The following is a 24,693-nucleotide window of genomic DNA, read 5'->3' on the forward strand; positions in this document are numbered from 1 at the left end:
CACAGCGCATCGGTGTCTCCGCTCGTCGTCGGCCGAGCCGCACTTCGGCGTTCACCTCCGGCAGAGCAGCGCGTCCGGCGTCCTGCGCCAGTTGTAGGCGATCCCGGCCACGTGCTCGTCCTGCGCGCACTGTCCCTTGTAGTGCCCGTTGGCCCAGTCACCGCCCTGGTCCAGCCGGTTGTCGCCGCGGTCGAACCACAGCACGCGGGTCTGCGTTCCCTGCGCGACGGGCGCGCAGAGCAGGGTGAGGCCGGCGTACCCGACGGCGGCATTGCCTTGCGGGCACTGCAGTTTCGTGTAGCCGACGGCCCAGTCGGTGGTCACGTGCTGCTCGCCGGTGACCTGGGTGGTGGCGCTCCACTGTGGACCGCTCACGCACAGCCCGCGGTTGCCGGTGTGGCTGATGCCGACGAGCTTCTGGCTCCGCGGGCACGACTCCCCGGTCAGCTGGTTCCACCGGGTCTCGCGCGGAACCTGCCCGGTGCGACTCGGCGCGGTGACGAGCCGGTTCCAGGCCGGTGCGCGCCAGTCGTCGCCGTCGTTGACGCCCATGCGGTTGCCGTTGGCGTCCCAGTGCAGCAGCGCCCAGCCGTTGCCGTGCCGGTTGTCGTGGAAGCCGACCAGCGGCCAGTACGCGAAGTCCGTGTCGGTGGCGATCAGGTGGTCGACGAACCGCTCGAACCAGTCGCGCGCCTTCGGGTTCGACTCCTCCCGCCCGCCGACGCCGAACTCGCTGACCCACAGCGGCGCCGTGAAGTGCTTCTGCGCCTCGGTGATGAAGAAGGCCTGGCGTTGCAGGACGTTGACGTGCTCCTGCGGCGAGAGGTCCTGGTAGCGCGGGTCGCTCGTCTCGCCGGTTCCCGTGGCACCGCTGTGGTTCGGGCCGGTGTAGCCGTAGAAGTGGGCGCTGTAGACGAGCTTGTCCGGGTTCGCGAGCGTGTGGCTGAGGAACCGGACCGGCTCCAGCGCCGGACGGCCGTGCGCGAACCCGTCGACCGGGATGCCGGTCCAGTTGATGCCCTCCACGACCACCAGCAGGTCCGGCGCGGTCTGCTGGATGCGGTCCGCGGCCTGCTGGGAGGCCTTGTACCAGTCGTGGTCGTTGCCCCAGCCCCAGTTCGGGTCGTCCCAGACGGTGCGGCGCACCTCGTTGTACAGGTCCGCGCCCACGACCCGTTTGTTGTCCTTGTAACGGTTGGCCATGAACGCCCAGTCGGTCACCCACTGGTCCGTGCTCTGGCTCGTGTTCCACCGCTCGTTGCCGTCCAGGCCGCAGCACCACCGCGACGTCGTGGTGTGGTTGTTGAGGATGACGGCGAGGTTGTTGCGGGTCAGCTCGGCCACCACGGCGTCGTAGACCTCGAGCGGCCGCTTGCCGTTGAGCCACGCGTCCTTCAGGCCGTGGACCGGCTTGGTGTCCCTGAGCATCTGGTTGGAGAACGGCAGCCGGACGCTGTTGACGCCGATCTCCTTGAAACCGCTGATGATCGTGGCCGCGGTCGCGCGGTCGAGACCGAGCGGGACCTGGTCGGCCTTCTCGCCGGCGTGGTGGGTGGCGGGGTCGTTGATGTCACCGGAACCGGTGTAGGTGCCGCTGGCGCCGTGCCAGTTGCCGGACCTGAGCTTGAAGCGGTCGCCGTGGGCGTCGACGATCCACCGGCCTCGGGTGCTGAGGGGACCGGTCCAGGTCGCCTCGTCCGCGTGCGCGGGTGCCACGAGAGTCGCGGCCAGGAGCAGGGGAGCCAAGACGCGAATGGGTTTCACATAAGCGACCGTATCGGCGCTCCGAGGCGTTGCGCCAGGCTCAGCGCGTTGTAGGGCGCCGCGCCGTGCATGGTGTTGTCGAAGTACACGTAGGTGTCGCGGTCCCAGTCGTGGATCTTGTGCGCCCACTCGTCGAGCTGCGCGTCGGAGTAGTTGCTGATGTACAGCTCGTCGTGGCCGTGCAGTCGGACGTAGGCGAAGTCGGCGGTCACGGCCTCGATGCACGGGAACGTCGGCGCGTCCGACACGACGTGGGCGACGTTGTGCGCGTGCAGCAGGTCGAAGTAGGTGTCGGTGCGGAACGACTCGTGGCGCGGTTCGAGGGCGTGCCGGCCCGGTGGGAGCGCGGCCAGGAAGTCCTGGAGCACCGCCTTGTCGAAGCGCAGGGACGGCGGCAGCTGCCAGATCAGCGGGCCCTGCTTGGGGCCGAGCGCGAGCGACTCGATGAACGCCGTGAGCGCTTCCTCGACGTTGCGCAGGCGTTTGTTGTGGGTGATCAGCTTCGAGCCCTTGACCGCGAACGTGAAGCCGTCCGGCGTCTCGGCCACCCACTTGCGGTAGTAGGCGGGTGGCTGGAGCCGGTAGAACGAGCTGTTGATCTCGATCGTGTCGACGTGCGCGGCCAGGTGGCTCAGGTACAGCCGCTGGGGGACGTTGCGGTAGAAGCCGTCGCGCCACTCGGGGTAGCGCCAGCCCGACGTGCCGATTCTGATCACGGCAGTGGGGTAGCCGCGCAAGCCTGTAGCTACTCCGTAGCACTTCTGGCCGATACGTGCTACCTTGGTGCTATGTCGCTCACGACCATCGGACAGCGCGAGCTCCGCAACGACAACGCGGAGATCATGCGCCGCGTCGAGGCGGGTGAGAGCTTCGTCGTCACCCGCAACAACAAACCGGTCGCCCAGCTCTCGCCGTACCGCGTCGACGTGATGTGGCACGAGCAGCGCCCGGTGCGGCTCGACGAGGTGCAGGAGGCGTTCCGGCAGCTGCCGCCGGTGGACGCGGACCGCTGGGAGGCCGACCGGCGCGCGGCCGACGAGGTCTTCGGCGAGGACGACCCGGTGGCGGACCCGTGGCAGAGCTGAGTCGCGCCCTGCTCGACACGGGCGTGCTGATCCGCCTCGAACGCGTGCGGCTCGGCCCGTACGCGCAGGCCCAGCCGTTCCTCAGCGCCGTGACGATCGCGGAGCTGGCGTTCGGGCTCGACACCGACGACCCGGTCGAACGGTTCGCCCGCACCGAACGGTTCTACGCCGCGCAGCAGCGGTTCGAGGTGCTGCCGTTCGGCGTCGAGGAGGCCAAGGTCTACGGCCAGATGGCGTCGCTGGTCCGCAGGGCCGGCCGCTCACCCCGCCCGCGCCGCATGGACCTGCAGATCGCGGCGACCGCGGCCGCGGCGGGCATGCCGGTGCTGACGATGAACGTGAAGGACTTCGCGGACCTGGACCGCCTCGTGGAGGTGGTGCCGATCCGTCAGGTCTGAACGGCGCCGTGGAAGAAGAACCGCCCGAGCCCCACGGTGAACACGAGCACGCCGTACGACGCGTGCTCGACCGACGCGACCAGCAACGACCGCGTGCGCCGGTACCGGACGGCGAAGAGCCAGCCCCCGGCCGCCGACAGCACCACCGACACCCAGCTGCCGAAGACGATGTGCACGAACCCGAACGCCACCGCACTCGCCGCCACCGTCCACCCGCCGAACGCCGGCCCGTACCGCTCGAACAGGAACGCGCGGAACACCAGCTCCTGCGGGTACACGCTGAACAGCGGGTAGAAGACCATGACCGCCAGCCACAGCAACGGCTGCCGGCTCGGCCACGCGAACAGCTGGTCGGGCAGCAGCGCCGCCACGACCGCCACCGCCACGACGGCGGTCACCGCCCAGAGCGTGAGGATCGACCGCAGCTGCCCGCGCAGCGCGTCCGCCCGCCACAGCGACCTCCGGTCGAACGACCGCGTGCGCAGCAGGTACCAGGCGCTCGCCGCGCCCAGGACGAGCAGCACGGGGATGGGGTTCGTGCCGCGTGCCAGCAGGTCGTAGACGAAGGTGAGGCCGAAGAAGACGACGGCGAACTCGGCGGCCAGGTAGATCTTGCGCTTCGCACCGATCGCCAGAAGTGCCACGGCCGCCAGCGTAGGTCGCTGGAAAGGCGCGAAAACGAGGCGACGCCAAGCGTTCATCCACTGGTCGCGCGGACCGGCCAGGGCGATCCCGGCCGCCACGGGTGCGAACTCAGCGGGGTCTGATCGCCCGCAGCGATGCGCCGCTGCGCACGTCATCGTCCCGCGGGAACCAGGCGATTTCCGGCGAACCAGGACGAACGAGCCTTGAGGATGACCGGATCGAGGCACCCGGACTGTTAATGATCCCGCCGCCGGAGCCGATACGTGACACATGACTCTCACGGAGATCGTGACCTCGGGCACAGCGGCCCACGTCCGGGCCGCACTCGAACGGCAGCTCGACGGCGCGCTGGTGGAGGTCCCGGACGACGACGACTCACCGCGCAGGGCGTTCAGCGAGGCGTTGCGCCGGGCGTTGATGCTGCGGCAGAAGCACCCGTTCGACGTGGTGGCGCTCGGCCTGCCGGACCTGCTGCGGTACCGGGACCTGGTGGCGGGCTCCGAGGTGACGCTGCGGGCGACGAACATCGAGGCGCACTTCATCCGGCCCGACGGCAGCGTGGAGCGGTACCGGCCGGAAACGCAGTGAAGCCCGGCTCCCATCGGGGCGGGAGCCGGGCTTCAGCCAGAAGCGACTAGGCGGGAACGGAAGCCACGCCCGGCGCCAGGAACCGCTTGCCGGTCACCTTCTCCGAGATGCCGGTGCGGTCCAGGTACGGCGTGATGCCGCCCAGCCAGAACGGCCACCCGGCGCCCAGGATCATGCACAGGTCGATGTCCTGCGCCTCCGCGACCACGCCCTCGTCGAGCATGATCCGGATCTCCTCGGCCAACGCCTCCAGCGCGCGCGTCTTGACCTCTTCACCGGTCAGCGGCGAGGAGCCGAACTCCCACAGCGCCAGGACCTCGGGGTCGACGGTCTGGTTGCCCGACGAGTCCCACTGCCAGACGGCGCCCTTGCCCGCGGCGACGAACTTCTTCATGTTCTCCGACACCGAGAAGCGGTCGGGGAACGCGCCGTGCATGGTCTCCGACACGTGCAGCGCGACGGCGGAGCCGACCAGCTGCAGCAGGATCATCGGCGACATCGGCAGGCCGAGCGGCTCGGTGGCCCTGTCGGCGACCTCGAACGGCGTGCCCTCGTCGACCGACTTGATGACCTCGCCCATGAAGCGGGTCAGCAGGCGGTTCACGACGAACGCGGGCGCGTCCTTCACCAGCACCGACGACTTCTTGAGCTGCTTGCCGACCGCGAACGCCGTGGCCAGCGTGGCGTCGTCGGTCTGCTCGGCGCGCACGATCTCCAGCAGCGGCATGACCGCGACCGGGTTGAAGAAGTGGAAGCCCACGACCCGCTCGGGGTGCTTGAGCTTCGACGCCATGTCCGTGATCGACAGCGACGAGGTGTTCGTGGCCAGGACCGCCTCGGCGGAGACGTGCTCCTCGACCTCGGCGAACACCTGCTGCTTCACGGCCAGGTCCTCGAACACGGCCTCGATGACGAAGTCGGCGTCGGCGAACGCCGCCTTGTCCAGCGAGCCGGACACCAGCGCCTTGAGGCGGTTGGCCTCGTCCGGCGAGATGCGGGACTTGCCGAGCAGCTTGTCGATCTCGGCGTGGACGTAGCCGACGCCCTTGTCCACGCGCGCCTGGTCGATGTCGGTCAGCACGACCGGCACGTGCAGGCGGCGGATGAACAGCAGCGCCATCTGCGAGGCCATCAGACCGGCGCCGACGACGCCGACCTTGGTGACCTTGCGCGCCAGCGACTTGTCCGGAGCACCGGCCGGGCGCTTCGCGCGCTTCTGCACCAGGTTGAACGAGTACAGGCCGGCCCGCAGCTCGTCGCTCATGACGAGGTCCGCGAGGCCCTCGGTCTCGGCGGCGTAGCCCTTGTCCAGGTCGTTCTCGCGGGCCAGCTCCAGCAGCGCCAGCGCCTTCTCCGCACCGGGAGCCGCGCCCTTGGTCTTGCCGGCGACGATCGCCTTGGCCCGCGCGACGGCGGCGTCCCACGCCTCGCCGCGGTCGATCTCCTTGCGCGGCACGGTGATCTCACCGCGCACGACACCGGACAGCCACAGCAGCGACTGTTCCAGGTAGTCGGCGGAGTCGAACAGCACGTCCGCGATGCCCAGTTTCAGCGCCTCGGCCGGCTTGAGCATCTTGTTCTGGTTCAGCGCGTTCTCGAAGATCACCGTCACGGCGTCGTTGGCGCCGATCAGGTTCGGCAGCAGCTGCGTGCCACCCCAGCCCGGGAACAGGCCCAGGAACACCTCGGGCAGTGCGATCGCGGCCGCGTTCGACGCCAGCGTGCGGTAGTGGCACGACAGCGCGAGCTCGAGCCCGCCGCCCATGACCGCGCCGTTGACGAAGGCGAAGGTCGGGATGTCCGAGTCGGTGAACTTCTTGAAGACGTCGTGGCCCAGCTTGCCGATCGCGAGGCCCTGCGAGCGGTCCGTCGCCTGCTCGACGGCGGACAGGTCCGCGCCGACGGCGAAGATGAACGGCTTGCCGGTCACCGCGATCGCGGCCGGCGAGGCGGCGTGGGCCTCGTCGAACGCCGCACCGAGCGACACCAGCGACTGCGGGCCGAACGTCGACGGACGGGTGTGGTCCAGGCCGTTGTCGATCGTGATGAACGCGACCGGCTTGTCGAGGCCGGGCACGGTGATCAGACGCGTCTTGGCGTGGGTGACGACCTCGTCGGGGAAGATCGCCTTTGCTTCCTCAGCGGTGATGGTCACTTCTCGCCACTCCAGTTCGGGTTCTCCCAGATGACCGTTCCACCCATGCCGATGCCGATGCACATGGTGGTGAGGCCGTAACGGACGTCCGGACGCTCGGCGAACTGACGCGACAGCTGCGTCATCAGGCGCACGCCGGAGGAAGCCAGCGGGTGGCCGGTCGCGATCGCGCCGCCCCACTGGTTCACGCGCGGGTCGTCGTCGGCGATCTTGAAGTGGTCGAGGAACGCCAGCACCTGCACGGCGAACGCCTCGTTGATCTCGAACAGGCCGATGTCCTCGATGGACAGGCCGGCGCGCTCCAGCGCCTTCTCCGTCGCGGGCACCGGGCCGACGCCCATGACCGACGGGTCGACGCCCAGGAACGAGTAGCCGACCATCCGCATGCCGACCGGCAGACCGAGCTCGCGCGCGGTCTCCTCCTCGGCGAGGATGCAGCCGGTCGCGCCGTCGTTCAGGCCGGCCGCGTTGCCCGCGGTGACCCGGCCGTGCGGGCGGAACGGCGTCTTGAGCTTGCCCAGGTCCTCGACCGTGGTGCCCGGACGCGGCGGCTCGTCGGCCGTCGCGAGGCCCCAGCCGTTCTCGGCGGACCGGGTCGCGACGGGCACCAGCTCGGGGCCGATCTTGCCCGCGGCGACGGCGGCCGCGTACTTGGCCTGCGACGCGGCGGCGTAGGCGTCCGCGCGGTCCTTGGTGATCTCCGGGAACCGGTCGTGCAGGTTCTCCGCGGTCTGGCCCATGACCAGCGCGCTCGGGTCGACGATCTTGTCCGACAGGAAGCGCGGGTTCGGGTCGACGCCCTCGCCCATCGGGTGGCGGCCCATGTGCTCGACGCCACCGGCGATGACGACGTCGTAGGCGCCGAACGCGATGCCGCTCGCCGCCGTGGTGACGGCGGTCATCGCGCCCGCGCACATGCGGTCGACGGCGTAGCCGGGCACCGACTTCGGCAGGCCCGCGAGCAGTGCCGCGGTCCGGCCGATCGTCAGGCCCTGGTCGCCGATCTGCGTGGTCGCGGCGATGGCGACCTCGTCAACGCGCTCCGGCGGCAGCTCGGGGTGCCTGCGCAGCAGCTCACGGATGACCTTCACGACGAGGTCGTCGGCACGGGTCTCGGCGAAAATCCCCTTGGGGCCGGCCTTGCCGAACGGCGTGCGGACGCCGTCGACGAAGACCACGTTCCGAACGCGTGCCGGCGCTGCTGGTGCGGCCACGGCGTCTCCTCCACTTGTGGTGACAACTCTGTCCACTCCGGCAGGGGAGCGCGACATCCCTACCGGTCGGTAACGCCAACTCTAGCCCTAGTTACTGGCGGGTAACCACTGCGGCACCCCTGTTCGCTCCGTCACACACCTTGCGCACCACGAGGAACAGCGGCAACCCGACCGGGGCCAGCAGGATCGTGATCACCAGAACGGGTGCCATCACCAGCGGGTGCACGTTCAGGCGGCGCCCCTCCAGGTACATCCAGCGCCCGACGAACAGGTCCCACGCGATCATGTGCGCCCACACCAGCGCGGCGCCGGTGTCCGTGCTCATGAACTCGGCCAGCGCCCTGAGCTCCGGTCGGGTCACCAGCGGCAGCAGCTCGGGCAGCACCGGGACCACGAGTACGACGTAGATGACCACCGGCGGCAGGACGATCAGGTACGACTCGGCGATCCGCCGGGTCCACGACCACGTCGGTGCGAAGATCATGAGTGCCCAGAACGGGGCGATCAGCAGGAACGTCAGGTCGAACAGGGTGGCGGTCATGCGGGAACGAGCTCCTTCTCGATGGTCTTCTGCGGCTGCAGCGCCCACGCCACGCCCAGCGCGGTCGCGACGACGATGACGGCGGCGGCGGTCAGGGTCAGTGCGTCCGGCTCGACGATCGGCTGACCGCGCAGGGCCTGCCAGATGACGAGCAGCGTGACGCCGAGGTAGCCGCCGCTGAGGGCCCACGCCAGACGCGCGTTCGCCCAGCGGCCGGCGAGCGCGATCAGCAGGGGGAGGACCTGCAGCGCGTGCATGCCGACGAAGTGGCCGATGCGCAGGTCGCCGTGCACGGTGCTCCACCCGGTGAACGGCATGTGCGCGCCCCCGTCGGGCCCGCCGATCGAATGCGAGCCGAGCACGCCCTTCGCGGGCGACTGGCCGGCGCGCGGCTGCGTCATCAGGAACCCGACGCCCATGCCGACGAGCGCGATGACCAGGCTGAGCCGGATCGTCCAGCCCTGTGCGGGGTTGTCGAACCTCTTGCGGAACAGCAGAACGGCGATCACCAGGTTCACGACCCAGAGGACCAGCACCATGGTGCCCATCGCCGAGAACAACGCCGTGTCGAGCGGCGTCTCGAAGTTGAAGTGGCTGCGCTTCCCCCTGACCACCTGCCCGACGATGATCGCCATCTCGCCGACGCCGACCGCGGCGGACACGGTGCCCAGCCACCAGGCGATCCGGTGCAGCCGGCCCTCCAGCAGGCTGATGAACCACGCGAGGGAGGCGCTGTAGAGCACGAACGACACCGCGAACTTGAACGGCTTGAACCAGATCGGCGAGTCGACCAGCACCCGGTCGTCGAGCAGCATGCCCAGCATGGCGATCGGGGTGAGAACGACCATGGACAGCGTGAAGAGCATTAACGGCCGGTGCCACCGGTACGCGGTCATCAGCATCTGAACCCCCTGCAGAAGAAGAATGGATAGCGGCGCTCTCCGCTATCGGAAAGGTACACTATCCACATGCGTGTTGGCGAGCTGTCGAAGCGAAGTGGCGTCCCCGTGGCGACGATCAAGTACTACCTGCGCGAGGGACTGCTGCCGGCCGGCGTGCTGACCAGCCCGAACCAGGCCCACTACGACGACGAGCACCTCCGCCGCCTCCGCCTGGTGCGCGCACTGGTCGACGTCGGCGGCCTGTCCATCGCGGCCGTGCGCGAGGTGCTCGCCGCGGTCGACACCCGCGACGACTCGATGCACAACAAGCTCGGCGCCGTGCAGGAGGCCATCAGCCAGCCTGGGTCGGTTGAGCTCGACCCGGTCGCCGTCGAGGACGTGCGGGCGTTCCTCGCGCGGCACGGCGAGGACGAGTGCGCCGACGTGACCGACAGCAACGTGACGCACATGCTCGCCTCGGCGCTGTCCGCCGCCAGGACGGTCGGGCACGACCACTTCCAGGAGCTGCTCGACCCGTACCTGGAGGGAGCGCGGCTCATCGCGCGGGCCGACCTCGACTACATCGCCCGGCGGGGGTCGCCCGACGACGTCATCGAGGCGATGGTCGTCGGCACGCTGATCGGCGACGCCGTGCTGAAGGCGGTGCGCCGGCTCGCGCACGTGCAGGTGTCCCGCACGGTCATCGGCGACGGCTCCGACGACTGAGCTCCCGCCGACGGTGGCCGTTCCGCCCGATGGCGAAGCTACGGCCGGAGTCGGCCGCCATTGATATATCGGCTAAGCCAGCTGCTCCATCGCTGCTCACCCGTCGCTGACCTGCTGCTTTGCAACTACACGTTTGACGACGACGGCAAAAGAATCGTTGCAAAGGTGTCGCCGGGACCTCGCGAGCTCAGGGCGAGCTGACGTGTCGGGCGATATATCAGTCGGCCTGGGGCAGTTGCAGCTGCCACCGGACCTCGCCGTCGAGCTGCTCGTCGGTGGCGACGAGTCCGGCCGAAGCAGCTACCGCGGCCGACGCGTGGTGCTCGGGGTGGACGTGCGCGACGACGGTCCGCACCGGCTGCGTCCCGAGCCACCTGACGAGCCCGCGCGCCGCCTCGCCCGCGATGCCGCGGCCCTGCCACGGCGTCCCGACCACCCACGCGATCTCCGCCGTCGCGTCGGCCCAGGTGACCGTCGCCTGCACGGTGCCGACGAGCTCGGCGGCGTCGCGCAGCCGGATCACCCAGTTCAGCCACCGCACGCCCGGATCGGGGGAGCCCGCGACCAGCCGGCGGTACCGCGCGGCGAGGGCGTCCGGCGGCTGCGGGCTGCCGCCGATGAACGCGTGCAGCGCCGGGTCCGCCAGCACCGCGGCCATCTCGGCGGCGTGCTCGACCCGCAACGGCAGCAGCTCCAGCCGGTCGGTGCCGATCACGAGCTGCCGGTCGTCCCGCGAGCTGCTTCCGTCCTGCGTCACGAGCTGGATCATGCTGCAACCCGCGCCTTTGCAATGGTCGTTTGTCGTCGTCGTCAAACGTGTTGTTGCAAATGCGCAGGTCAGCAGCTCCGCAGAAGTGATATATCGGTGCTGCGCCGGGGGTCGACCGGGCACGTCAGCTGCCGGAGACCGGTGAGCTGCCCGTGGACCTGGTCGCCCGCCACAGCGGTCTGGGCAGCGCCGACTCGCTGCGGCAGCACCTCGGCCGCAGCACCGGGCTCACCCCGACCGCCTACCGCAGGTCGTTCAGGACGACGCGGGTGGTGGAGCCGTCGCGGTGAGGGCCTTGGCCAGGGCGTCGAGCGTCAGCTCGATCTGCCACGACCGTGCTCCGCCCTCGCGCAGCACGGCGGCCACGGACTCGGGGGAGAGGTCCTCCGGCGGCTGCCAGCAGGTGCGGCGCACCAGGTCGGGCAGCAGCAGGTTCTCCACCGGGAGGGTGTTGGCCTCGGCGATGGCGGCCAGCGCCGTGCGGGTGGCGGCCAGGCGGGCGGCGGCATCCGGGTCCTTGTCCGCCCAGCGGTTGGGCGGGGGAGGACCGTCGTGCTGGCCCGCGGGTTCGGGGAGCTCCGACTTGGGCAGCTCCGCGGCCTTGCGCAGGGCGTTCATCCAGGTGCCGGACATGCGGCGCTGGGCACGACCGCGGAACACGGGCAGCGCGAGCAGCTCGGATTCCGACGCGGGGTTGCGGGCGGCGGCCTCCATGAGGGCGGAGTCCGGGAGGACCCGGCCCGGTGCGATGTCACGTTCGCGGGCCACGGCGTCGCGGGCTTCCCACAACGCGCGGACCAGGGCGAGCTGACGCTGGTTGCGCACGCGGTGGATACCCGACGTGCGCCGCCAGGGGTCGGTACGGGGACGCGGCAACGGCGCCACCCGGACCGCCTCGAACTCCTCGAGCGCCCAGGCGAGTTTGCCCTGGCGCTCCAGCTCGGCCTCGAGAACGTCGCGCAGCTGCACGAGCAGCTCCACGTCCAGAGCGGCATACGTCAGCCAGTCGGCAGGAAGGGGGCGGCGCGACCAGTCGGCCGCGCCGTGCCCCTTCTCCAGCCGATAGCCGAGCAGTCGCTCGACCAGCGTGCCCAATGCCACGCGTTCGAACCCAGCCAGCCTGCCCGCCAGCTCGGTGTCGAACAGCACGCCGGGTCGGAGACCGAGTTCGGCGAGGCACGGCAGGTCCTGAGACGCTGCGTGCAACACCCACTCAGTGCCCTCCAACGCCTCCACCAGGGGGTCTAGCCGTCCGCCGAGGGCGATCGGGTCGACCAACCAGGTGCCGGCGCCTTCCCGGCGCAGTTGCACCAGATAGGCACGCTGTGAGTAGCGGTAGCCCGAGGCTCGCTCGGTGTCCACCGCGACCGGGCCCTTCGCTCCGGCGAGCGCGTCAGCGGCTCGCCGGAGCGCAGAAGGATCGGCGACCACGGGCGGAACCCCATCAGCAGGCTCCGTCAGTGGTACCGGACCGGGTCCGGCTGGTGCGGTTGGCTCGTCGGCGGGTACATCCACAGAGGAAGACCCTACGACGATCGCACCACTCACAGGTGTTCTCGGCCGGTTCAGTGCTTCAAACCGGTATCTAACGGATCACGCCGGCACGCATGGCCAGCGCGACCATCTGAGCGCGATCCCCGGTGCCCAGCTTCCGGCCGATCCGGCTCAGGTGAGACTTCACCGTGAGTGCGGACAGGCTGAGCGCTTCGCCGATTTCCTTGTTGCTCTGGCCATCGGCGACCAGCTGGAGCACCTCGACCTCACGTGCGGAGAGTTCCCGCGGCGTGTTGTCGGTGCCCGGCACCCGAGTACCCGCTGCGAGTACTGGTGCCACGCTCGGATCTGCGTAAACGCCGCCATCGAGAACCCGGCGCACCCCGTCGGTGACCACCATCGGAGAGGCGGACTTCAGGAGGTACGCCTGGGCGCCCGCCTGGAAGGCCGACCTGACCGCGTAGGGGTCGTCGGAGGATGCGAGGACCACGATGCGGGGCCAGCCCTGGGCACGGAGCTCCGTGACCAGGTCGATGCCGGTGCCATCCGGCAAGCCCAGATCGAGGATCGCGAGGTCGCACGGTCCGGTGGCAAGTGCCCGCGCCCGAGCCTCTGCCACCGATGCGGCCTCATGCACTGTCCCGGCCCCCATCTGGGTGAGCCGAGCTGATATCGCCTCCCTCAGCAGTGGGTGGTCGTCGACCACCAGCACTGAAAAAAGCTCCTCCCGCGGGTGCGGGACCATGTTCGCCGGCAACGAGCCGGCTGGCGTGGTACGAACGGCCTGACCTAAGCCGACGGCAGCCACGTCACTACCTCCCTGGAGTCGGTCGTGCCCCCCGACCGGCACCGGAGACTTTCGCCCAATCAGCCGCGCCACTGATCGACCGAAAGTGGTGTCGTCTGGGGCAGCGTAGCCGCCCATGCGGGTCTACGGGACGATCAATCGGGTATCTATCCCTATTGAGTTGTGACAGATGGCCTCATGTGTCACACGATCGGATGACAACTAGATAGGGGGAGTAACACGAGCCCCTCTCAGAACGACATCTAGGAGTTGGTTGTGCCGAGCTCTACCGGTCACGAACGAGCGCGGGCGTTGCTGCAGCGTGTGCCCCTCGTCGACGGCCACAACGACCTGCCGTGGGCACTGCGCGAGTTCGGTGACGGAACCGGCGAGGACGTCTACACCACCGCCGGGAAGATCGATCTGACCGAACGTCATCCCAGCCTGCACACGGACATCGTGAAAATGCGCGAGGGCGGACTTGGCATGCAGTTCTGGTCCGTCTGGATTCCCGGGAGGCTCGCCGGGGACGCAGCGGTGACCGCCGTCCTGGAGCAGGTCGAACTGGTCTACGAGCTGGCGGAGCGGTACTCCGGCCACCTCGGCATCGCGACGACCGCGGCAGAGGCCGAAAAAGTTTTCGGGTCCGGGCGTGTCGCGTCACTCCTGGGGGCCGAGGGCGGCCACTCCATCAACTCCTCACTCGGTGTCCTGCGGGCGCTGCGCCGGTTGGGCGTGCGGTACATGACGCTCACCCACAACGACAACACCCCGTGGGCCGACAGCGCCACCGACCAGCCCGAACACGGCGGCCTGACCGAGTTCGGCCGTTCGGTCGTGCGCGAGATGAACCGCATCGGCATGCTCGTCGACCTCTCCCACGTCGCGCCCAGCACGATGCACGCCGCGCTGGACACCAGCGTCAAGCCGGTCATCTTCAGCCACTCGTCGTGCCGCCACGTCGCGGACCACCCGCGCAACATCCCGGACGACGTCCTGGTGAAGCTCAAGGCCAACGGCGGTGTGGCCATGATCACATTCGTTCCGGACTTCGTCTCACCCCGTGTCGCTGAATGGGACGCAGCCCTTCGTGAAGCGATGACGACCGCAGGCGCGAGCCACGCGGACATGGCCGAGCGCAAGTCGTTCAGCGAGAAGTGGGCCGTGGAGCACCCGAAGCCCGGCGCGACGCTCGACGATGTCGTCACGCACCTGGAACACGCCCGCGAGGTCGTCGGCATCGACCACATCGGCCTCGGCGGCGACTACGACGGTGTGAAGGAGCTGCCGGCCGGGCTCGAGGACGTCTCGACCTACCCGAACCTCATCGGCGCATTGCTCGACAAGGGCTGGTCCGAGGACGACTGCGCCAAGCTCGCCGGGGCGAACGTCCTGCGCGTCCTGCGCGACGCCGACAGCTGAGAACCGGTAGCCGACGACGTCAGCTGCTCGCGACACGCCCGAGTTACCTGCGATTTTGCACCTGGTCGTTTGCGGTCGACCGCAAACGACCAGGTGCAAAGCAGCAAACGGCGAGCTTGCGGTGGCCGCGTTGCAACGGTGGTTTGCGCTCGCGCGCAACGGTGATGGCCGTGGATGCAATGGCGATATATCGGATATCGGTGTGGCTCAGGAGCGCTGGCCGAACATGGTGACGCCCACCGGGGGCAGGCCCACGGCCGTCGCCATCAGCTCGTAGAACGCGGTGCCGTGCTCGGCGAGCTCGCCGTCCATGGCGGTCCACGACGCGCGCAGCTCGAGGTCGTCGGTGCGGGCCGGGCCGGCGATGTCGCCGAACCGGGCGGACGACGTCTGGGTGACGGTGCCGCCGAGCGCGGTGAAGCGGGCGCCGGACTGGTCGAGGGCCTCGGTCAGCCACGACCACCCGACCTCGGGCAGCAGCGGGTCCGACGCCAGTTCGTGGTCGAGCTCCACGCGCACGTACGCGACGACGCGGAGCACGCCGCCCCAGGCCTCGTCGCCGTCCGGGTCGTGCAGCAGCACGAGCCGCCCTGTCGACAGTTCGTCGGACGGGCCGGTGACCTCCGCTGTCAACGCGTACGCCCACGGCGCGAGCCGCTGCGGCGGGCGAACCTCGGTGAGTTCGATCTCGGGCCGGTGGCGAACCGACTTGAGCGTCCCCACCGCCCGGCGGAAGATTTCCGGCTCGGTCACACGACCGACTGTATGCCTCGCAAACCGACCGAGTGACGGCGGCACGCCGAGACGTGGGACCATGGAAGAAAGAAGAGAGATGGCTCAACTGTGTCTGACTTTGCGCAACCCCTCCTCGTGGCCGCGCGCGGCGGCACGCCGTCGCACACCCCTGTCTGGTTCATGAGGCAGGCGGGGCGGTCGTTGCCCGAGTACCGGGCGCTCCGCCAGGGCACCGCGATGCTCGACGCCTGCATGGACCCGGAGATGGTCTGCGAGATCACCATGCAGCCGGTCCGGCGGCACGGTGTCGACGGCGCGATCCTGTTCTCCGACATCGTGGTGCCGCTCAAGGCCGCCGGTGTCGACCTCGACATCGTCGCGGGCACCGGTCCCGTGGTCGCGCAGCCGGTCAGGACGCTCGACGACGTGCACCGGCTCCCCGAGCTGCACGCCGAGCAGGTCCAGCCGGTCGCCGACGCGATCGGGCTGCTGCTCAAGGAGCTCCCGGCCGAGGTGGCCCTGATCGGGTTCGCCGGCGCGCCGTTCACGCTCGCCTCCTACCTCGTCGAGGGCGGGCCGAGCAAGAACCACGAGCGCACCAAGGCGCTCATGCACGGCAACCCCGAGCTGTGGCACGCGTTGCTGGCCAAGATCGCGGACGTGACGGCGGCGTTCCTGCACGCGCAGCTCGACGCGGGCGTGCAGGCGGTCCAGCTGTTCGACTCGTGGGCGGGCGCGCTGTCCGAGCGCGACTACCGCGAGTTCGTGCTGCCGCACTCGAAGCGCGTCCTGGAGACGATCTCCACCGTGCCGCGCATCCACTTCGGCGTCGGCACCGGCGAGCTGCTGCCCGCGATGCGCGAGGCCGGTGCGGACGTCGTGGGCGTCGACTGGCGGATCCCGCTTGACGTGGCCGTGCGGCGCCTGGAGGAAGCGAACCCCGCGCTGCCGAAGCCGGTGGTGCAGGGCAACCTCGACCCGGCGCTGTTCTTCGCGGGCTTCGACGCCGTCGAACGCGAGGTGCGGCGCATCCACGCCGAGGGCAAGGCCGCGGCCGGCCACATCTTCAACCTCGGCCACGGCGTGCTGCCCGACACCGATCCGGAGATCATCACCCGCACCGTCGAACTGGTCCACAGCCTGTAATGAACCGACGACCGCCGCACGCCCCCAGGGTCGCCATCGTCGGAGGTGGCATCTCCGGTCTCGCCGCCGCGCACCGCCTGCGGATGCTGCTCGGCCCCGAGGCGCAGCTGACCGTCATCGAGCAGTCGGACCGGCTCGGCGGCAAGCTGCGCACCGCGGAGCTGGCCGGGGTGCGGTTCGACGTGGGCGCGGAGGCGTTCCTGCACCGCAAGCCCGAGGCGCAGGAGCTGATCGACGAGGTCGGGCTGACCGGTGAGGTCGTGCACCCCACCGGCGCGAAGGCGTCGGTGCACGCCGCCGGGCGCACCCACCAGTTGCCCGCGCACACGTTCATGGGCGTGCCCGCCAGCGTCGAGGCGGTGCGGCACATGCTGTCGTCCGAGGGCGCGCTGCGGGTCGAGATGGAACCGACGCTGCCGCCGGTCGACCTGCGCGGCGGTGACGTCGCGGTCGGCGCGCTGATGAAGGACCGGTTCGGTCCCGAGATCGCCGACCGCCTGGTCGGGCCGCTGCTCGGTGGCGTGTACGCCGGGCGTGCGGACGAGCTGGGCCTGCGCGCCACGATGCCGCAGATCGCGACACTGCTGGACAAGGGCGTCGGCTCGCTGCTGGCCGCCGCCGCGATGATCATGCCGGCGCCACCGCAGCCCCGTGCCGCGCGGCCGCCGGTGTTCGCGTCACTGCGCGACGGCGTCTCCACGCTCGTCGACCGGCTCGCGGAGGTCGCGAAGCCGGAGGTCCGGCTGGGCCTGCCGGTGCGCGTGCTGTCGTGGCTGGGTGACGGCTGGCGGCTGGAGATCGGCTCGGCCGCGTCGCCGCGGTACCTGGAGTGCGACGGCGTCGTGCTCGCCGTGCCCGCGCCGTCGGCCCGCAAGCTGCTCGCGGAGATCGCGCCGCAGGTGTCCGCCGCGTACGGCAAGGTCGAGGTCGCCTCGATGGCCGTGGTGGCGCTGGCGCTGCCGCCGGGCACCGAGCTGCCGGACCGCTCCGGCGTGCTGATCGCGGAGGGCGAGCGGTACTCCGACCGCATCACCCCGTTCACCGCCAAGGCGTTCACGTTCTCCAGCCGCAAGTGGGGCCACCTCGGCGAGCCGGTGATCCTGCGCGGTTCAGTCGGCCGCCACGGCGAGACGGCGCTGCTGCAGCGCAGCGACGCCGACCTGGTGAAGGCCGTGCGCAACGACCTGTACGAGCTGACCGGCGTCCGGGCGGAGCCGATCGACTCGGTGGTGCAGCGCTGGGGTGGCGGGCTGCCGCAGTACGGCGTCGGTCACGTCGACCTGGTCGAGGCGATCGAGAAGGGCATCGGCGACGTGCCGGGCCTGGCCGTCGCGGGCGCCACGCTGCACGGCGTGGGCGTGCCCGCGTGCATCGCCACCGCCGACTCGGCCGCCGCCCGTGTCGCAGCACACCTGCTGGGCCGCGTTCGCCGCTGAACGGCCCGTGCCAAGATGGACGTATGGCGCGCCTGAACTACAACGAGCTCAACGACACCATCCGCTACACCATGTGGTCGGTGTTCCGGGTCGAACCCGGCAGGCTGCCGGAGGACCGTTCGGCCGCCGCCACGGAGACCCAGAACTACCTGGACGCGTTGGAGGGCAAGGGCGTCGTCGTGCGCGGCGTCTACGACGTGGCGGGTCTGCGCGCCGACGCGGACTTCATGATCTGGTGGCACGCCGAGGAGATCGAGCAGGTGCAGCAGGCCTACACGGGCTTCCGCCGCACGCCGCTCGGCAAGGTGTCGACGCCGGTCTGGTCGCAGGTCGCCCTGCACCGCCCCGCGGAGTTCAACCGCAGCCACATCCCCGCGTTCCTCGCGGGTGAGGAAGCCCGCAAGTACGTGTGCGTGTACCCGTTCGTGCGGTCCTACGAGTGGTACCTGCTGCCGGAGGAGGACCGCCGCAAGATGCTGGCGGACCACGGCAAGGAGGCCCGCGACTTCCCGGACGTGCGCGCGAACACCGTCGCGTCCTTCGCGCTCGGCGACTACGAGTGGCTGCTCGCGTTCGAGGCCGACGAGCTGCACCGCATCGTCGACCTGATGCGCCACCTGCGCGGCACCGAGGCGCGGCTGCACGTGCGCGAGGAGATCCCGTTCTACACGGGCACCCGCGTCCCGGCAGCCGAGCTGGTCCTCAACCTGCCGTAGCCACGACGTGCGATGGCCGCCCGGAGGCATCCGGGCGGCCATCGCCGTTCCAGGACCTACTTCGCCGCCACCTTGTAGGCGCGGATCACCGTCAGCTCGACGGTGTTGCCCTTGGCGTCGACCGCGGTGGCCTTCAGCGAGGCCCACCTGGCGTCCGCCGTGTGGTAGATCAACGCGCTGGTGCCGGCAACGCCCGCGCGACGCCACGACCTGCCGTCGTCGAACGAGTACTCGACCCCGGTGACACGGACCTTGCCGGTGTCGCCCTGCGACTGCGTGAGCAGGCCGAGCCGCTGCAACGTGCCCGCGGGCACCGCGCCGTCCGCGTCGAGCCTCGGCACGAACCGCACGACCGACAGCGGGATCGTCGAGGGCTGGTCGCCGGTGGCCTTGGAGCGGAACGTCCACACGGCGGACACGCGCGTGCTGAGGTCGAACTGCGTGCCGCGGTCGAGGCTCACCTCGGCGCGGTAGTCCGCCTCGCCCGCGGGCAGGCCCTCGAACAGGGCGGCGGTCCGCGGCACCTCGGCGAGCAGGGTGCCCTCGCGGTACAGGGCGGCGCGGGCGCTGTCCACAGTGGACGCGCCGCTGCCGTGGTTGCCGTCGGCCAGCATCGGCACGCTGAAGGACAGCTGGTCGCGCACGCGCTGGGCGAACGGGTACGGCGACTCCGGCAGGCCCGGCGAGAACACCGGGACGACCTCGCGCTCCTGGTACGTGCGGCCCGGCGCGTACGTGCGCAGGTCGCTGATGACCTGGTCCTGCGCGCCGTTGGCGTGCCGGCTGGTCACGATCGACTGCCAGCGCAGGTCCTCGGTGGTCACGTAGTCGACCGCCTTGGCACCCGCCGGCACCGGGTAGAGCGCCGAACCGCCGCCGACACCGTGCACCGACAACGGCAGTTCGCCCTTGGACGCCGTGCTGTCCGGCCGCAGACCGCCGATGGAGGTCTCGACGCGGGCGAGGTCCTCCTTCCGCGGTGCGCGGGTCAGGCCGTTGGGCAGGCTGCCGCCGACCGGGTAGGCGAGGCGGTAGTAGGTGGCCGGGTCGGCCGCGGAACCGGCGTGCAGCACCGCGAGCGACGCGAGCTCGCGCGGGGACAGCGGCCCGCCGACCTGGGCGACGGCCATCCGGTCGAAGCCGCCGAACGAGACGATGCCGGCACCGGCCTTGCGCTCACCGAACGTGCGCTGCCAGGACAGCTCGCCGACGACGAACTCGCCGACGGGTTCCGGTGCCCGCACGTCGAGCTTCTGCGCGAGCCGGGCGTCCTGCCTGATGGTCAGGTCACCGGTCAGCACGACGGTCGGCTGGTACACCACGTCCAGGCGTTCCGCGGTGCTGAACGACGTGTCGAGCATGTAGGTGCCCTTGGGCAGCCTGACCTTCTGGTCGCCGGCACCCGTCACGATCTTGTACCCGGTGGTGTCCAGGCCGTCGATGAACGTGAACGAGTACTCCGGGTCCTGCCCGGTGCGGTCGGTCAGGTCGAGCGTGAGGGTGTAGGACTCCACCTCGCGTTCGACGCCGACGAGCGTGCGGACGGTGTGCGGGCCGGAGGTGGCCACGACCTCACCGGTGTACGTGCCGTCCCTGCTGCCCACGCGGGTGTCGCCGGTGACCGCGAGCGCCGCCGTGCCCTTGGCGGGAACGGTGACTTTCGTGGCGCCCAGCGTGAACAGGCCGGCCGGGGCGGACGTGTCGAGCCGGACGTCCAGCGTGATCGGCGCGTCGGTCGGGTTGGTGTAGGTGACCGAACGGGTCTCCGGCTTGTCGTCGGCGTGCGGCCACTCGTGCCGGCCCAGGTTCAGCGCGACGACGTCGGCGGTCAGCGTCTGGTCGATCGCCTTCGCCACGTCGATGCGGCCGGCGCCCTGGTCGAACGCGCTGACGCCGGGGGTCGGCCTGGCCGTGGTGGCCAGGGCCGACTTCACCTGCGCGGCGGACCACTCCGGGTGCTGCTGGCGCAGCAACGCCGCCGCGCCCGCCACGTGCGGCGTCGCCATCGAGGTACCGCTGGCCGCCACGTGCTCGCCGTTCGTGCCCGCCGCCGCGGCGACGATGCCGACTCCCGGTGCGGTCACCTCGGGCTTGAGGCCGCTGTCGCCGGTGCGCGGGCCCTTGCTGGAGAACGGCGCGAGCTTGTCGTCGCGGTCGACGGCGCCTACCGACAGCGCGGCCTCGGCCGTGCTGGGGGAGCTGACCGTGCCGGTGCCGCCGGAGTTGCCCGCGGCGATGACGAACAACGTGCCGTACCGCGCGGTCAGGTCGTTGACCGCCTGTTCGAGCGGGTCGACCTCGGGGGTGTCGCCGCCGCCGAGGCTCATGTTGACGACCTGGGCGCCCTGCTCCGCCGCCCAGCGCATGCCGTCGAGGATCCACGACTCCTGGCAGCCCATCTCGACGCACACCTTCGCGTCGAGCAGTTGCGCGCCCGGTGCGACGCCGCCGAACTTCGCGTCGTGGCTCGCGACCGTGGAACCGACGTGGGTGCCGTGGCCGACGTGGTCGGTGTTGTCCGGGTCGGAGGTGAAGTTCCGCTCCGCGACCTGCTGTCCCCTGAGGTCGGGGTGGTTCTCGTCGACACCGGTGTCGACGATGGCGACCTTGACGCCCTTGCCGGTGATGCCGCGCCGGTGGGCGGCGGGCGCGCCGATCTGCGGCACGCTGCGGTCCAGGCTGGGCTGGCGCAGGCCGTCGAGCCACACCTTGCCGGTACCGGCCTTGAGCGCGCCCCAGTCGTCGGCCGTGCGCGCGCCGACCCTGCCCCGGCCGTCGACGATCAACGGCATCCGGTCCCGGTAGCCGAACTCCAGCAACGTGGTGACGTCGAAGAGCCTGCGGTCGAGCCGGTCCGCCGCCAACGGCCCGATCGCGTCCTTCGGGACCACCAGCGTGTGCCCGTCGGCACCGCGGTGGGTCCGGAAGCTCATCCCCTGCCTGCCCTCGCCGGGCCGGATCGCGACGACCCGCTGGCCCTGCCCCAGCAGGACCTTGTCACCGGTGACGAGCGTGACCTCGTCCACCGCCTGCACGGGTGGTGGTGCCGGTGCCGCGGACGCCCCGGTGGCCGGTACCGCGGTCAGTGCGAGCGCCGCGAAGGCCGCGCCCAGTGCTCTCGATTTGCCGCGCATTCGAATCCCCTCGTGGTTCGAATTGCTGCGCGCTGTGGATTCGCGCAGGCCGGAAGGGCCTTCCGCGACAAGGTGAAGGCAATGCGAAAAAGGTCCCCCGACGCTTGTGAACGTATCGAGGGTGGCCCGGATCACACAGGGCTGAACGGGGGATTCTGCCGGGATTCGCGTTCGTCCGTCAGTGCGACGACCAGAACTTCCAGCGCGGCTTGCGTTTCTCCGGCAGTTCTCCCGCCGCGCGCAACCATTCGGCGAACGCGGCGGCGTCCTCCCGTGCCCGCGAGCCCGCCCTGCGCGGGTTGGCCGGCGCGTACACGTCGAAGAGCTGCCGAAACCGGTCGCCCAGCTCGTTCGCGACCTCGGGCCCGAGCATCCGCACGATGCCGCGTCGTTTCGCGAGCAACGCGCGGCGTTCGACCTCGACGCGTTGTTCGTCGAATCCCGCAGGCGCGGCGCCGCCCGCGAGCAAAGCGTTCAGCAGTTCCGCCTGCTGTTCCGCAAGCCTTTTGCGTGCGGCCGAAAGGTCATTGTGATCGGGTTTCTCAGCCACGGTGCTTGTCCACCACCGCGCGGATCGCGGCCAGTTCGGACGCGATTTCGGCGTCCGACGGGTAGTTGTCGTCGCGTTCCAGCAGAACGCCGGGTGGCGCGACGCGGGAGCACAGCTCGTCCAGCACGTCGAGCACCTCGGGCAGCACCGCGTGGGCGTGCGTGTCGTGGTAGATGTCGCCGTGCTGCTCGCCGCCGGCCACGTGCACGTACGCCAGCCGCTCCAGCGGGATCTCGTCGAGGAACCGCTGCGGGTCCGTGCCGATGTTGCGGGCGTTGGCGTACAGGTTCGCGACGTCGACCAGCAGCCAGCAGTCCGTGCGCTCGACCAGGTCGGCGAGGAACTGGCCCTCGGTCAGCTCACCGTCCGGCCACTCCAGCAGCGCGGCCACGTTCTCCAGCGCGAGCGGCACCGGCAGGTGCTCCTGGGCCCGTTTGACGTTCGCGACGAGCACGTCGAGCGCGTCCCTGGTGCGCGGCACCGGCATCAGGTGGCCCGAGTCGAGACCGCCCGCGCGCACGAAGCACACGTGGTCGCTCACCATCGGCGCCCCCACGGCCTCGGCGACCGACGCCAGGTGCCCGACCCGCTGGAGGTCCACGTCCTCCGCGCCGCCCAGCGAGAGCGACACGGCGTGCGGCAGGACCGGGATCCCGCGCTCCAGCAGGATCGTGACGGACTCCGGCAGGTGTCCGGTGTGGAGGTTCTCCGCGACGACCTCCACGAAGTCCACACCGGGCAACCGTTCCACGGTGAGGTCGATCTCCGAACGCCAGCCGATGCCGACGCCCAGGTCCTTGATGCCCGCCATCAGTCGCCTCCTCCGCCACCGCAGCCGCCGCCGCAGCCACCACCGGACGAGCAGCTGCTGCCGCTCGATCCACAGCCGTTGCCACCACATCCGCTGCCGCAGCTGCCGCAGGACGCCGCCGAGCCGCAGCCGGAACCGGAACCGTCCGAAGAGGACTTCCTCGGCTGTTTGCGCGGCAGTCTCCTCACCACGTCCTGGGAGAGGTCGAAGAGCTCGGCCACCGGGCGGCCGTCGAGCTTGCCGCAGAACCCGTGCAGTGCCACCGCGTGCACCCGGTCGTGCGCCGTTGCCTGGAGCAGGGCCTGCCGACCGGCCCTGGTGACCGGGCCCCGGCCACGCAGCCAGAGGAAGAGCAGCACGGCGACCGGTACGCCCAGCAGGAGCACCGGTGACACCAGGACGCCCAGCAGGAGCAGCACGACGGCGAGAACGGGGAAGACCCACCGGGACTCACCGCGGCGGCGGGGTGGCTGCATCAGCTTGCGCAGGTGCAGCTGCCGGTGCAGCAACTGCGCCTCGGAGCTGTGCGCGGCGGTCTGAACGACCAGCTCGAACCGCACGGCGGCGCGCAGCTGGCCGAGGATCTGGCGTTCGAGCGACGTTCCGGCGTCCTGGTCACCCCGGCGCACGGCCGACACGAGCGCGCCGCGCGACACCCGGACCGCGCCGTTGTCGATCAGCCTGGCGAGCGCGGCCTCCGCGGCACGGCCGGGCCCTGCGGTCAGGTAGCCGATCTCCTCCGCGGACAGCCGGGTGTCCTGCGGTGTCGTCGTGGTCATCGCGTTCCCCTCAGCTGCTGGAACCGCAGCTGCTCGAACTGCTGGAGCAGCTGCTGCTGGAGCAACTGCTGCTCGAAGAACTGCCGCAGCTGCTGCTCGAGCTCCCGCAACCGCTGGAACCGCCGCAGCTGCTGCTGGAACAACCGCTGCCCGAACAGCTGCTGCCCGAACAGCTCGACGACGTCCCGCACGTGTAGACGTATCCGGAGCCCGCCGTGTACTGCCAGCCGCCGCTGTCCGATGTGGACCGCCTGCGCTTTCCGGGTGTGAACCCGTTCATCGCCACCGTGTGCGGCCGGCTGAGCAGGTTGTGCCGCGCGTACTTCAGCACGTTCTTGCCGTGCGCGGTCAGCGGGCCCTTCTTCCGCAGCACGATCATGAGGAACAGCGGCACGATGGCGGGCAACCAGAAGACGTGGTCGGCGAAACCGAGGCCGAACAGCACGACCGTGATCACGACCAGCAACGCCACGGCCGCGGCGGGCAGGCCGCTCCTCGGCTTGCGCTCCAGCAGCCCCCGGTCGACCAGGCTCTGCCGCAGCGAGGCCATCTCGGCGCTGCGGACCACCCAGAAGATCACCGCGACCATCGGCTGCCCCGCGCCCTGAACGCCCGTCAGGATGCGTGCCTCGATCCTGGTCGTCGCGCCGTGGCCGTTCTGGTGGACGGCGGTCACGAGCCCCTCGCGGGAGACCCGCACGAGACCGTCGTCCATGAGCCGGGCCAGAGCGGCTTGAGCCGCCCTGGCCGGTCCCCCTGCCAGGAACCCGATCTCCTCCGCCGACCAGTCGGTGCGGGTCGAAGACTTGGCCATCAGCACTCCTCGCTCGCCGGTGCCCGTTGACTCTTCGACGTGAGATCTGCCCCGCGGTTCCTGTTGTTACCTAACCGGTTCGACGGACGGGTCAGCCCCCGCC

General features: G+C 70.4%; 25 protein-coding genes. 9 read left to right on the forward strand and 16 right to left on the reverse strand.

The window, feature by feature from the left end:
• Positions 1–51 precede the first annotated feature (51 nt).
• Together ADL03_RS38500 and ADL03_RS38505 are read right to left on the reverse strand one after the other, a co-directional pair.
• Positions 52–1,764, reverse strand: coding sequence for a glycoside hydrolase family 5 protein (locus ADL03_RS38500; protein ID WP_053738581.1), 1,713 nt, complete (start codon positions 1,762–1,764; stop codon positions 52–54).
• The gene (locus ADL03_RS38505; RefSeq protein WP_053738582.1) at positions 1,761–2,480 is read right to left on the reverse strand and encodes a DUF72 domain-containing protein; all 720 of its coding nucleotides are present in this window, start codon (positions 2,478–2,480) and stop codon (positions 1,761–1,763) included. Before ADL03_RS38505 ends, ADL03_RS38500 begins: the two co-directional genes overlap by 4 nt.
• A 72-nt stretch (positions 2,481–2,552) precedes the next feature.
• Here ADL03_RS38505 and ADL03_RS38510 point away from each other — a divergent pair, with 72 nt between their 5' ends.
• Together ADL03_RS38510 and ADL03_RS38515 are read left to right on the forward strand one after the other, a co-directional pair.
• Positions 2,553–2,849 (forward strand): type II toxin-antitoxin system Phd/YefM family antitoxin, encoded by a 297-nt coding sequence (locus ADL03_RS38510; protein WP_053738583.1) that lies wholly within the window; start codon positions 2,553–2,555, stop codon positions 2,847–2,849.
• Positions 2,837–3,247, forward strand: a complete 411-nt coding sequence (locus tag ADL03_RS38515) for a type II toxin-antitoxin system VapC family toxin (protein WP_053738584.1) — start codon at positions 2,837–2,839, stop codon at positions 3,245–3,247. Before ADL03_RS38510 ends, ADL03_RS38515 begins: the two co-directional genes overlap by 13 nt.
• Here the strand turns inward: ADL03_RS38515 and ADL03_RS38520 are convergent.
• Positions 3,238–3,891, reverse strand: a complete 654-nt coding sequence (locus tag ADL03_RS38520) for a CPBP family intramembrane glutamic endopeptidase (RefSeq protein ID WP_063798850.1) — start codon at positions 3,889–3,891, stop codon at positions 3,238–3,240. The genes ADL03_RS38515 and ADL03_RS38520 overlap by 10 nt on opposite strands.
• Before the next feature lie 271 nt (positions 3,892–4,162).
• Between ADL03_RS38520 and ADL03_RS38525 the strand changes: the two genes are divergently transcribed.
• Positions 4,163–4,480: a hypothetical protein gene (locus ADL03_RS38525; protein WP_053738585.1), complete on the forward strand. Its 318-nt coding sequence runs from the start codon at positions 4,163–4,165 to the stop codon at positions 4,478–4,480.
• Positions 4,481–4,526: 46 nt separating this feature from the next.
• On the opposite strand, the gene ADL03_RS38530 is transcribed toward ADL03_RS38525, so the two are convergent.
• The 4 genes from ADL03_RS38530 to ADL03_RS38545 form a co-directional block, all read right to left on the reverse strand.
• Entirely contained in the window at positions 4,527–6,635 is a 2,109-nt protein-coding gene (locus ADL03_RS38530) for a 3-hydroxyacyl-CoA dehydrogenase NAD-binding domain-containing protein (RefSeq protein WP_053738586.1), read from the reverse strand.
• Positions 6,632–7,849 carry an acetyl-CoA C-acyltransferase gene (locus ADL03_RS38535; protein WP_053738587.1) on the reverse strand — a complete coding sequence of 406 codons (1,218 nt, stop codon included), beginning with the start codon at positions 7,847–7,849 and terminating at the stop codon, positions 6,632–6,634. The genes ADL03_RS38530 and ADL03_RS38535 overlap by 4 nt, the downstream gene beginning before the upstream one ends.
• Before the next feature lie 91 nt (positions 7,850–7,940).
• Positions 7,941–8,390 (reverse strand): ABA4-like family protein, encoded by a 450-nt coding sequence (locus ADL03_RS38540; protein ID WP_053738588.1) that lies wholly within the window; start codon positions 8,388–8,390, stop codon positions 7,941–7,943.
• On the reverse strand, positions 8,387–9,292 hold the full coding sequence (locus ADL03_RS38545; protein ID WP_197289026.1) for a hypothetical protein: 906 nt from the start codon (positions 9,290–9,292) through the stop codon (positions 8,387–8,389). Before ADL03_RS38545 ends, ADL03_RS38540 begins: the two co-directional genes overlap by 4 nt.
• Positions 9,293–9,358: 66 nt before the next feature.
• Between ADL03_RS38545 and ADL03_RS38550 the strand changes: the two genes are divergently transcribed.
• Positions 9,359–9,997 carry a MerR family transcriptional regulator gene (locus ADL03_RS38550; protein WP_053738589.1) on the forward strand — a complete coding sequence of 213 codons (639 nt, stop codon included), beginning with the start codon at positions 9,359–9,361 and terminating at the stop codon, positions 9,995–9,997.
• A gap of 217 nt (positions 9,998–10,214) precedes the next feature.
• Here the strand turns inward: ADL03_RS38550 and ADL03_RS38555 are convergent, their stop codons facing one another.
• Positions 10,215–10,754 carry a GNAT family N-acetyltransferase gene (locus ADL03_RS38555; protein WP_197289027.1) on the reverse strand — a complete coding sequence of 180 codons (540 nt, stop codon included), beginning with the start codon at positions 10,752–10,754 and terminating at the stop codon, positions 10,215–10,217.
• 164 nt (positions 10,755–10,918) lie between these two features.
• On the opposite strand from ADL03_RS38555, the gene ADL03_RS46170 reads away from it, so the two are divergent.
• Positions 10,919–11,056 (forward strand): hypothetical protein, encoded by a 138-nt coding sequence (locus ADL03_RS46170; RefSeq protein WP_197289028.1) that lies wholly within the window; start codon positions 10,919–10,921, stop codon positions 11,054–11,056.
• Here ADL03_RS46170 and ADL03_RS38560 read toward each other — a convergent pair.
• Both ADL03_RS38560 and ADL03_RS38565 read right to left on the reverse strand, forming a co-directional pair.
• Entirely contained in the window at positions 11,022–12,281 is a 1,260-nt protein-coding gene (locus tag ADL03_RS38560; RefSeq protein WP_053738591.1) for a ribonuclease D, read from the reverse strand. The two genes, ADL03_RS46170 and ADL03_RS38560, sit on opposite strands and share 35 nt — an antisense overlap.
• Positions 12,282–12,351: 70 nt before the next feature.
• Positions 12,352–13,068, reverse strand: a complete 717-nt coding sequence (locus ADL03_RS38565) for a response regulator transcription factor (protein ID WP_015099292.1) — start codon at positions 13,066–13,068, stop codon at positions 12,352–12,354.
• Between the two features lie 291 nt (positions 13,069–13,359).
• Here ADL03_RS38565 and ADL03_RS38570 point away from each other — a divergent pair, with 291 nt between their 5' ends.
• Positions 13,360–14,469 (forward strand): dipeptidase, encoded by a 1,110-nt coding sequence (locus ADL03_RS38570; RefSeq protein ID WP_231642796.1) that lies wholly within the window; start codon positions 13,360–13,362, stop codon positions 14,467–14,469.
• Positions 14,470–14,676: 207 nt separating this feature from the next.
• On the opposite strand, the gene ADL03_RS38575 is transcribed toward ADL03_RS38570, so the two are convergent.
• On the reverse strand, positions 14,677–15,222 hold the full coding sequence (locus tag ADL03_RS38575) for a DUF3000 domain-containing protein (RefSeq protein WP_053738593.1): 546 nt from the start codon (positions 15,220–15,222) through the stop codon (positions 14,677–14,679).
• Positions 15,223–15,312: 90 nt separating this feature from the next.
• On the opposite strand from ADL03_RS38575, the gene hemE reads away from it, so the two are divergent.
• The 3 genes from hemE to hemQ are packed head-to-tail and all read left to right on the forward strand — an operon-like array spanning position 15,313 to position 18,502.
• Positions 15,313–16,350, forward strand: a complete 1,038-nt coding sequence (gene hemE / locus ADL03_RS38580; RefSeq protein ID WP_053738594.1) for a uroporphyrinogen decarboxylase — start codon at positions 15,313–15,315, stop codon at positions 16,348–16,350.
• A complete protein-coding gene (gene hemG, locus ADL03_RS38585; protein WP_053738595.1) occupies positions 16,350–17,786 on the forward strand; it encodes a protoporphyrinogen oxidase in 1,437 nt (478 codons plus the stop codon). Before hemE ends, hemG begins: the two co-directional genes overlap by 1 nt.
• 23 nt (positions 17,787–17,809) lie before the next feature.
• Positions 17,810–18,502, forward strand: coding sequence for a hydrogen peroxide-dependent heme synthase (hemQ, locus tag ADL03_RS38590; protein ID WP_053738596.1), 693 nt, complete (start codon positions 17,810–17,812; stop codon positions 18,500–18,502).
• Positions 18,503–18,558: 56 nt separating this feature from the next.
• Here hemQ and ADL03_RS38595 read toward each other — a convergent pair whose 3' ends face one another.
• The 5 genes from ADL03_RS38595 to ADL03_RS46175 form a co-directional block, all read right to left on the reverse strand.
• Positions 18,559–21,636 (reverse strand): S8 family serine peptidase, encoded by a 3,078-nt coding sequence (locus tag ADL03_RS38595; RefSeq protein ID WP_053738597.1) that lies wholly within the window; start codon positions 21,634–21,636, stop codon positions 18,559–18,561.
• A gap of 178 nt (positions 21,637–21,814) precedes the next feature.
• The gene (locus tag ADL03_RS38600) at positions 21,815–22,186 is read right to left on the reverse strand and encodes a hypothetical protein (RefSeq protein WP_053738598.1); all 372 of its coding nucleotides are present in this window, start codon (positions 22,184–22,186) and stop codon (positions 21,815–21,817) included.
• Positions 22,179–22,997 carry a DUF692 domain-containing protein gene (locus ADL03_RS38605; protein ID WP_157529659.1) on the reverse strand — a complete coding sequence of 273 codons (819 nt, stop codon included), beginning with the start codon at positions 22,995–22,997 and terminating at the stop codon, positions 22,179–22,181. The genes ADL03_RS38600 and ADL03_RS38605 overlap by 8 nt, the downstream gene beginning before the upstream one ends.
• Positions 22,997–23,776, reverse strand: coding sequence for a TIGR04222 domain-containing membrane protein (locus ADL03_RS38610; protein ID WP_053738599.1), 780 nt, complete (start codon positions 23,774–23,776; stop codon positions 22,997–22,999). The genes ADL03_RS38605 and ADL03_RS38610 overlap by 1 nt, the downstream gene beginning before the upstream one ends.
• Before the next feature lie 10 nt (positions 23,777–23,786).
• Complete coding sequence (locus ADL03_RS46175) at positions 23,787–24,590, reverse strand: TIGR04222 domain-containing membrane protein (RefSeq protein ID WP_157529660.1); 804 nt, start codon at positions 24,588–24,590, stop codon at positions 23,787–23,789.
• Positions 24,591–24,693 lie beyond the last annotated feature (103 nt).

The sequence above is a fragment of the Nocardia sp. NRRL S-836 genome, assembly GCF_001279525.1.
Lineage (GTDB): Bacteria > Actinomycetota > Actinomycetes > Mycobacteriales > Pseudonocardiaceae > Lentzea.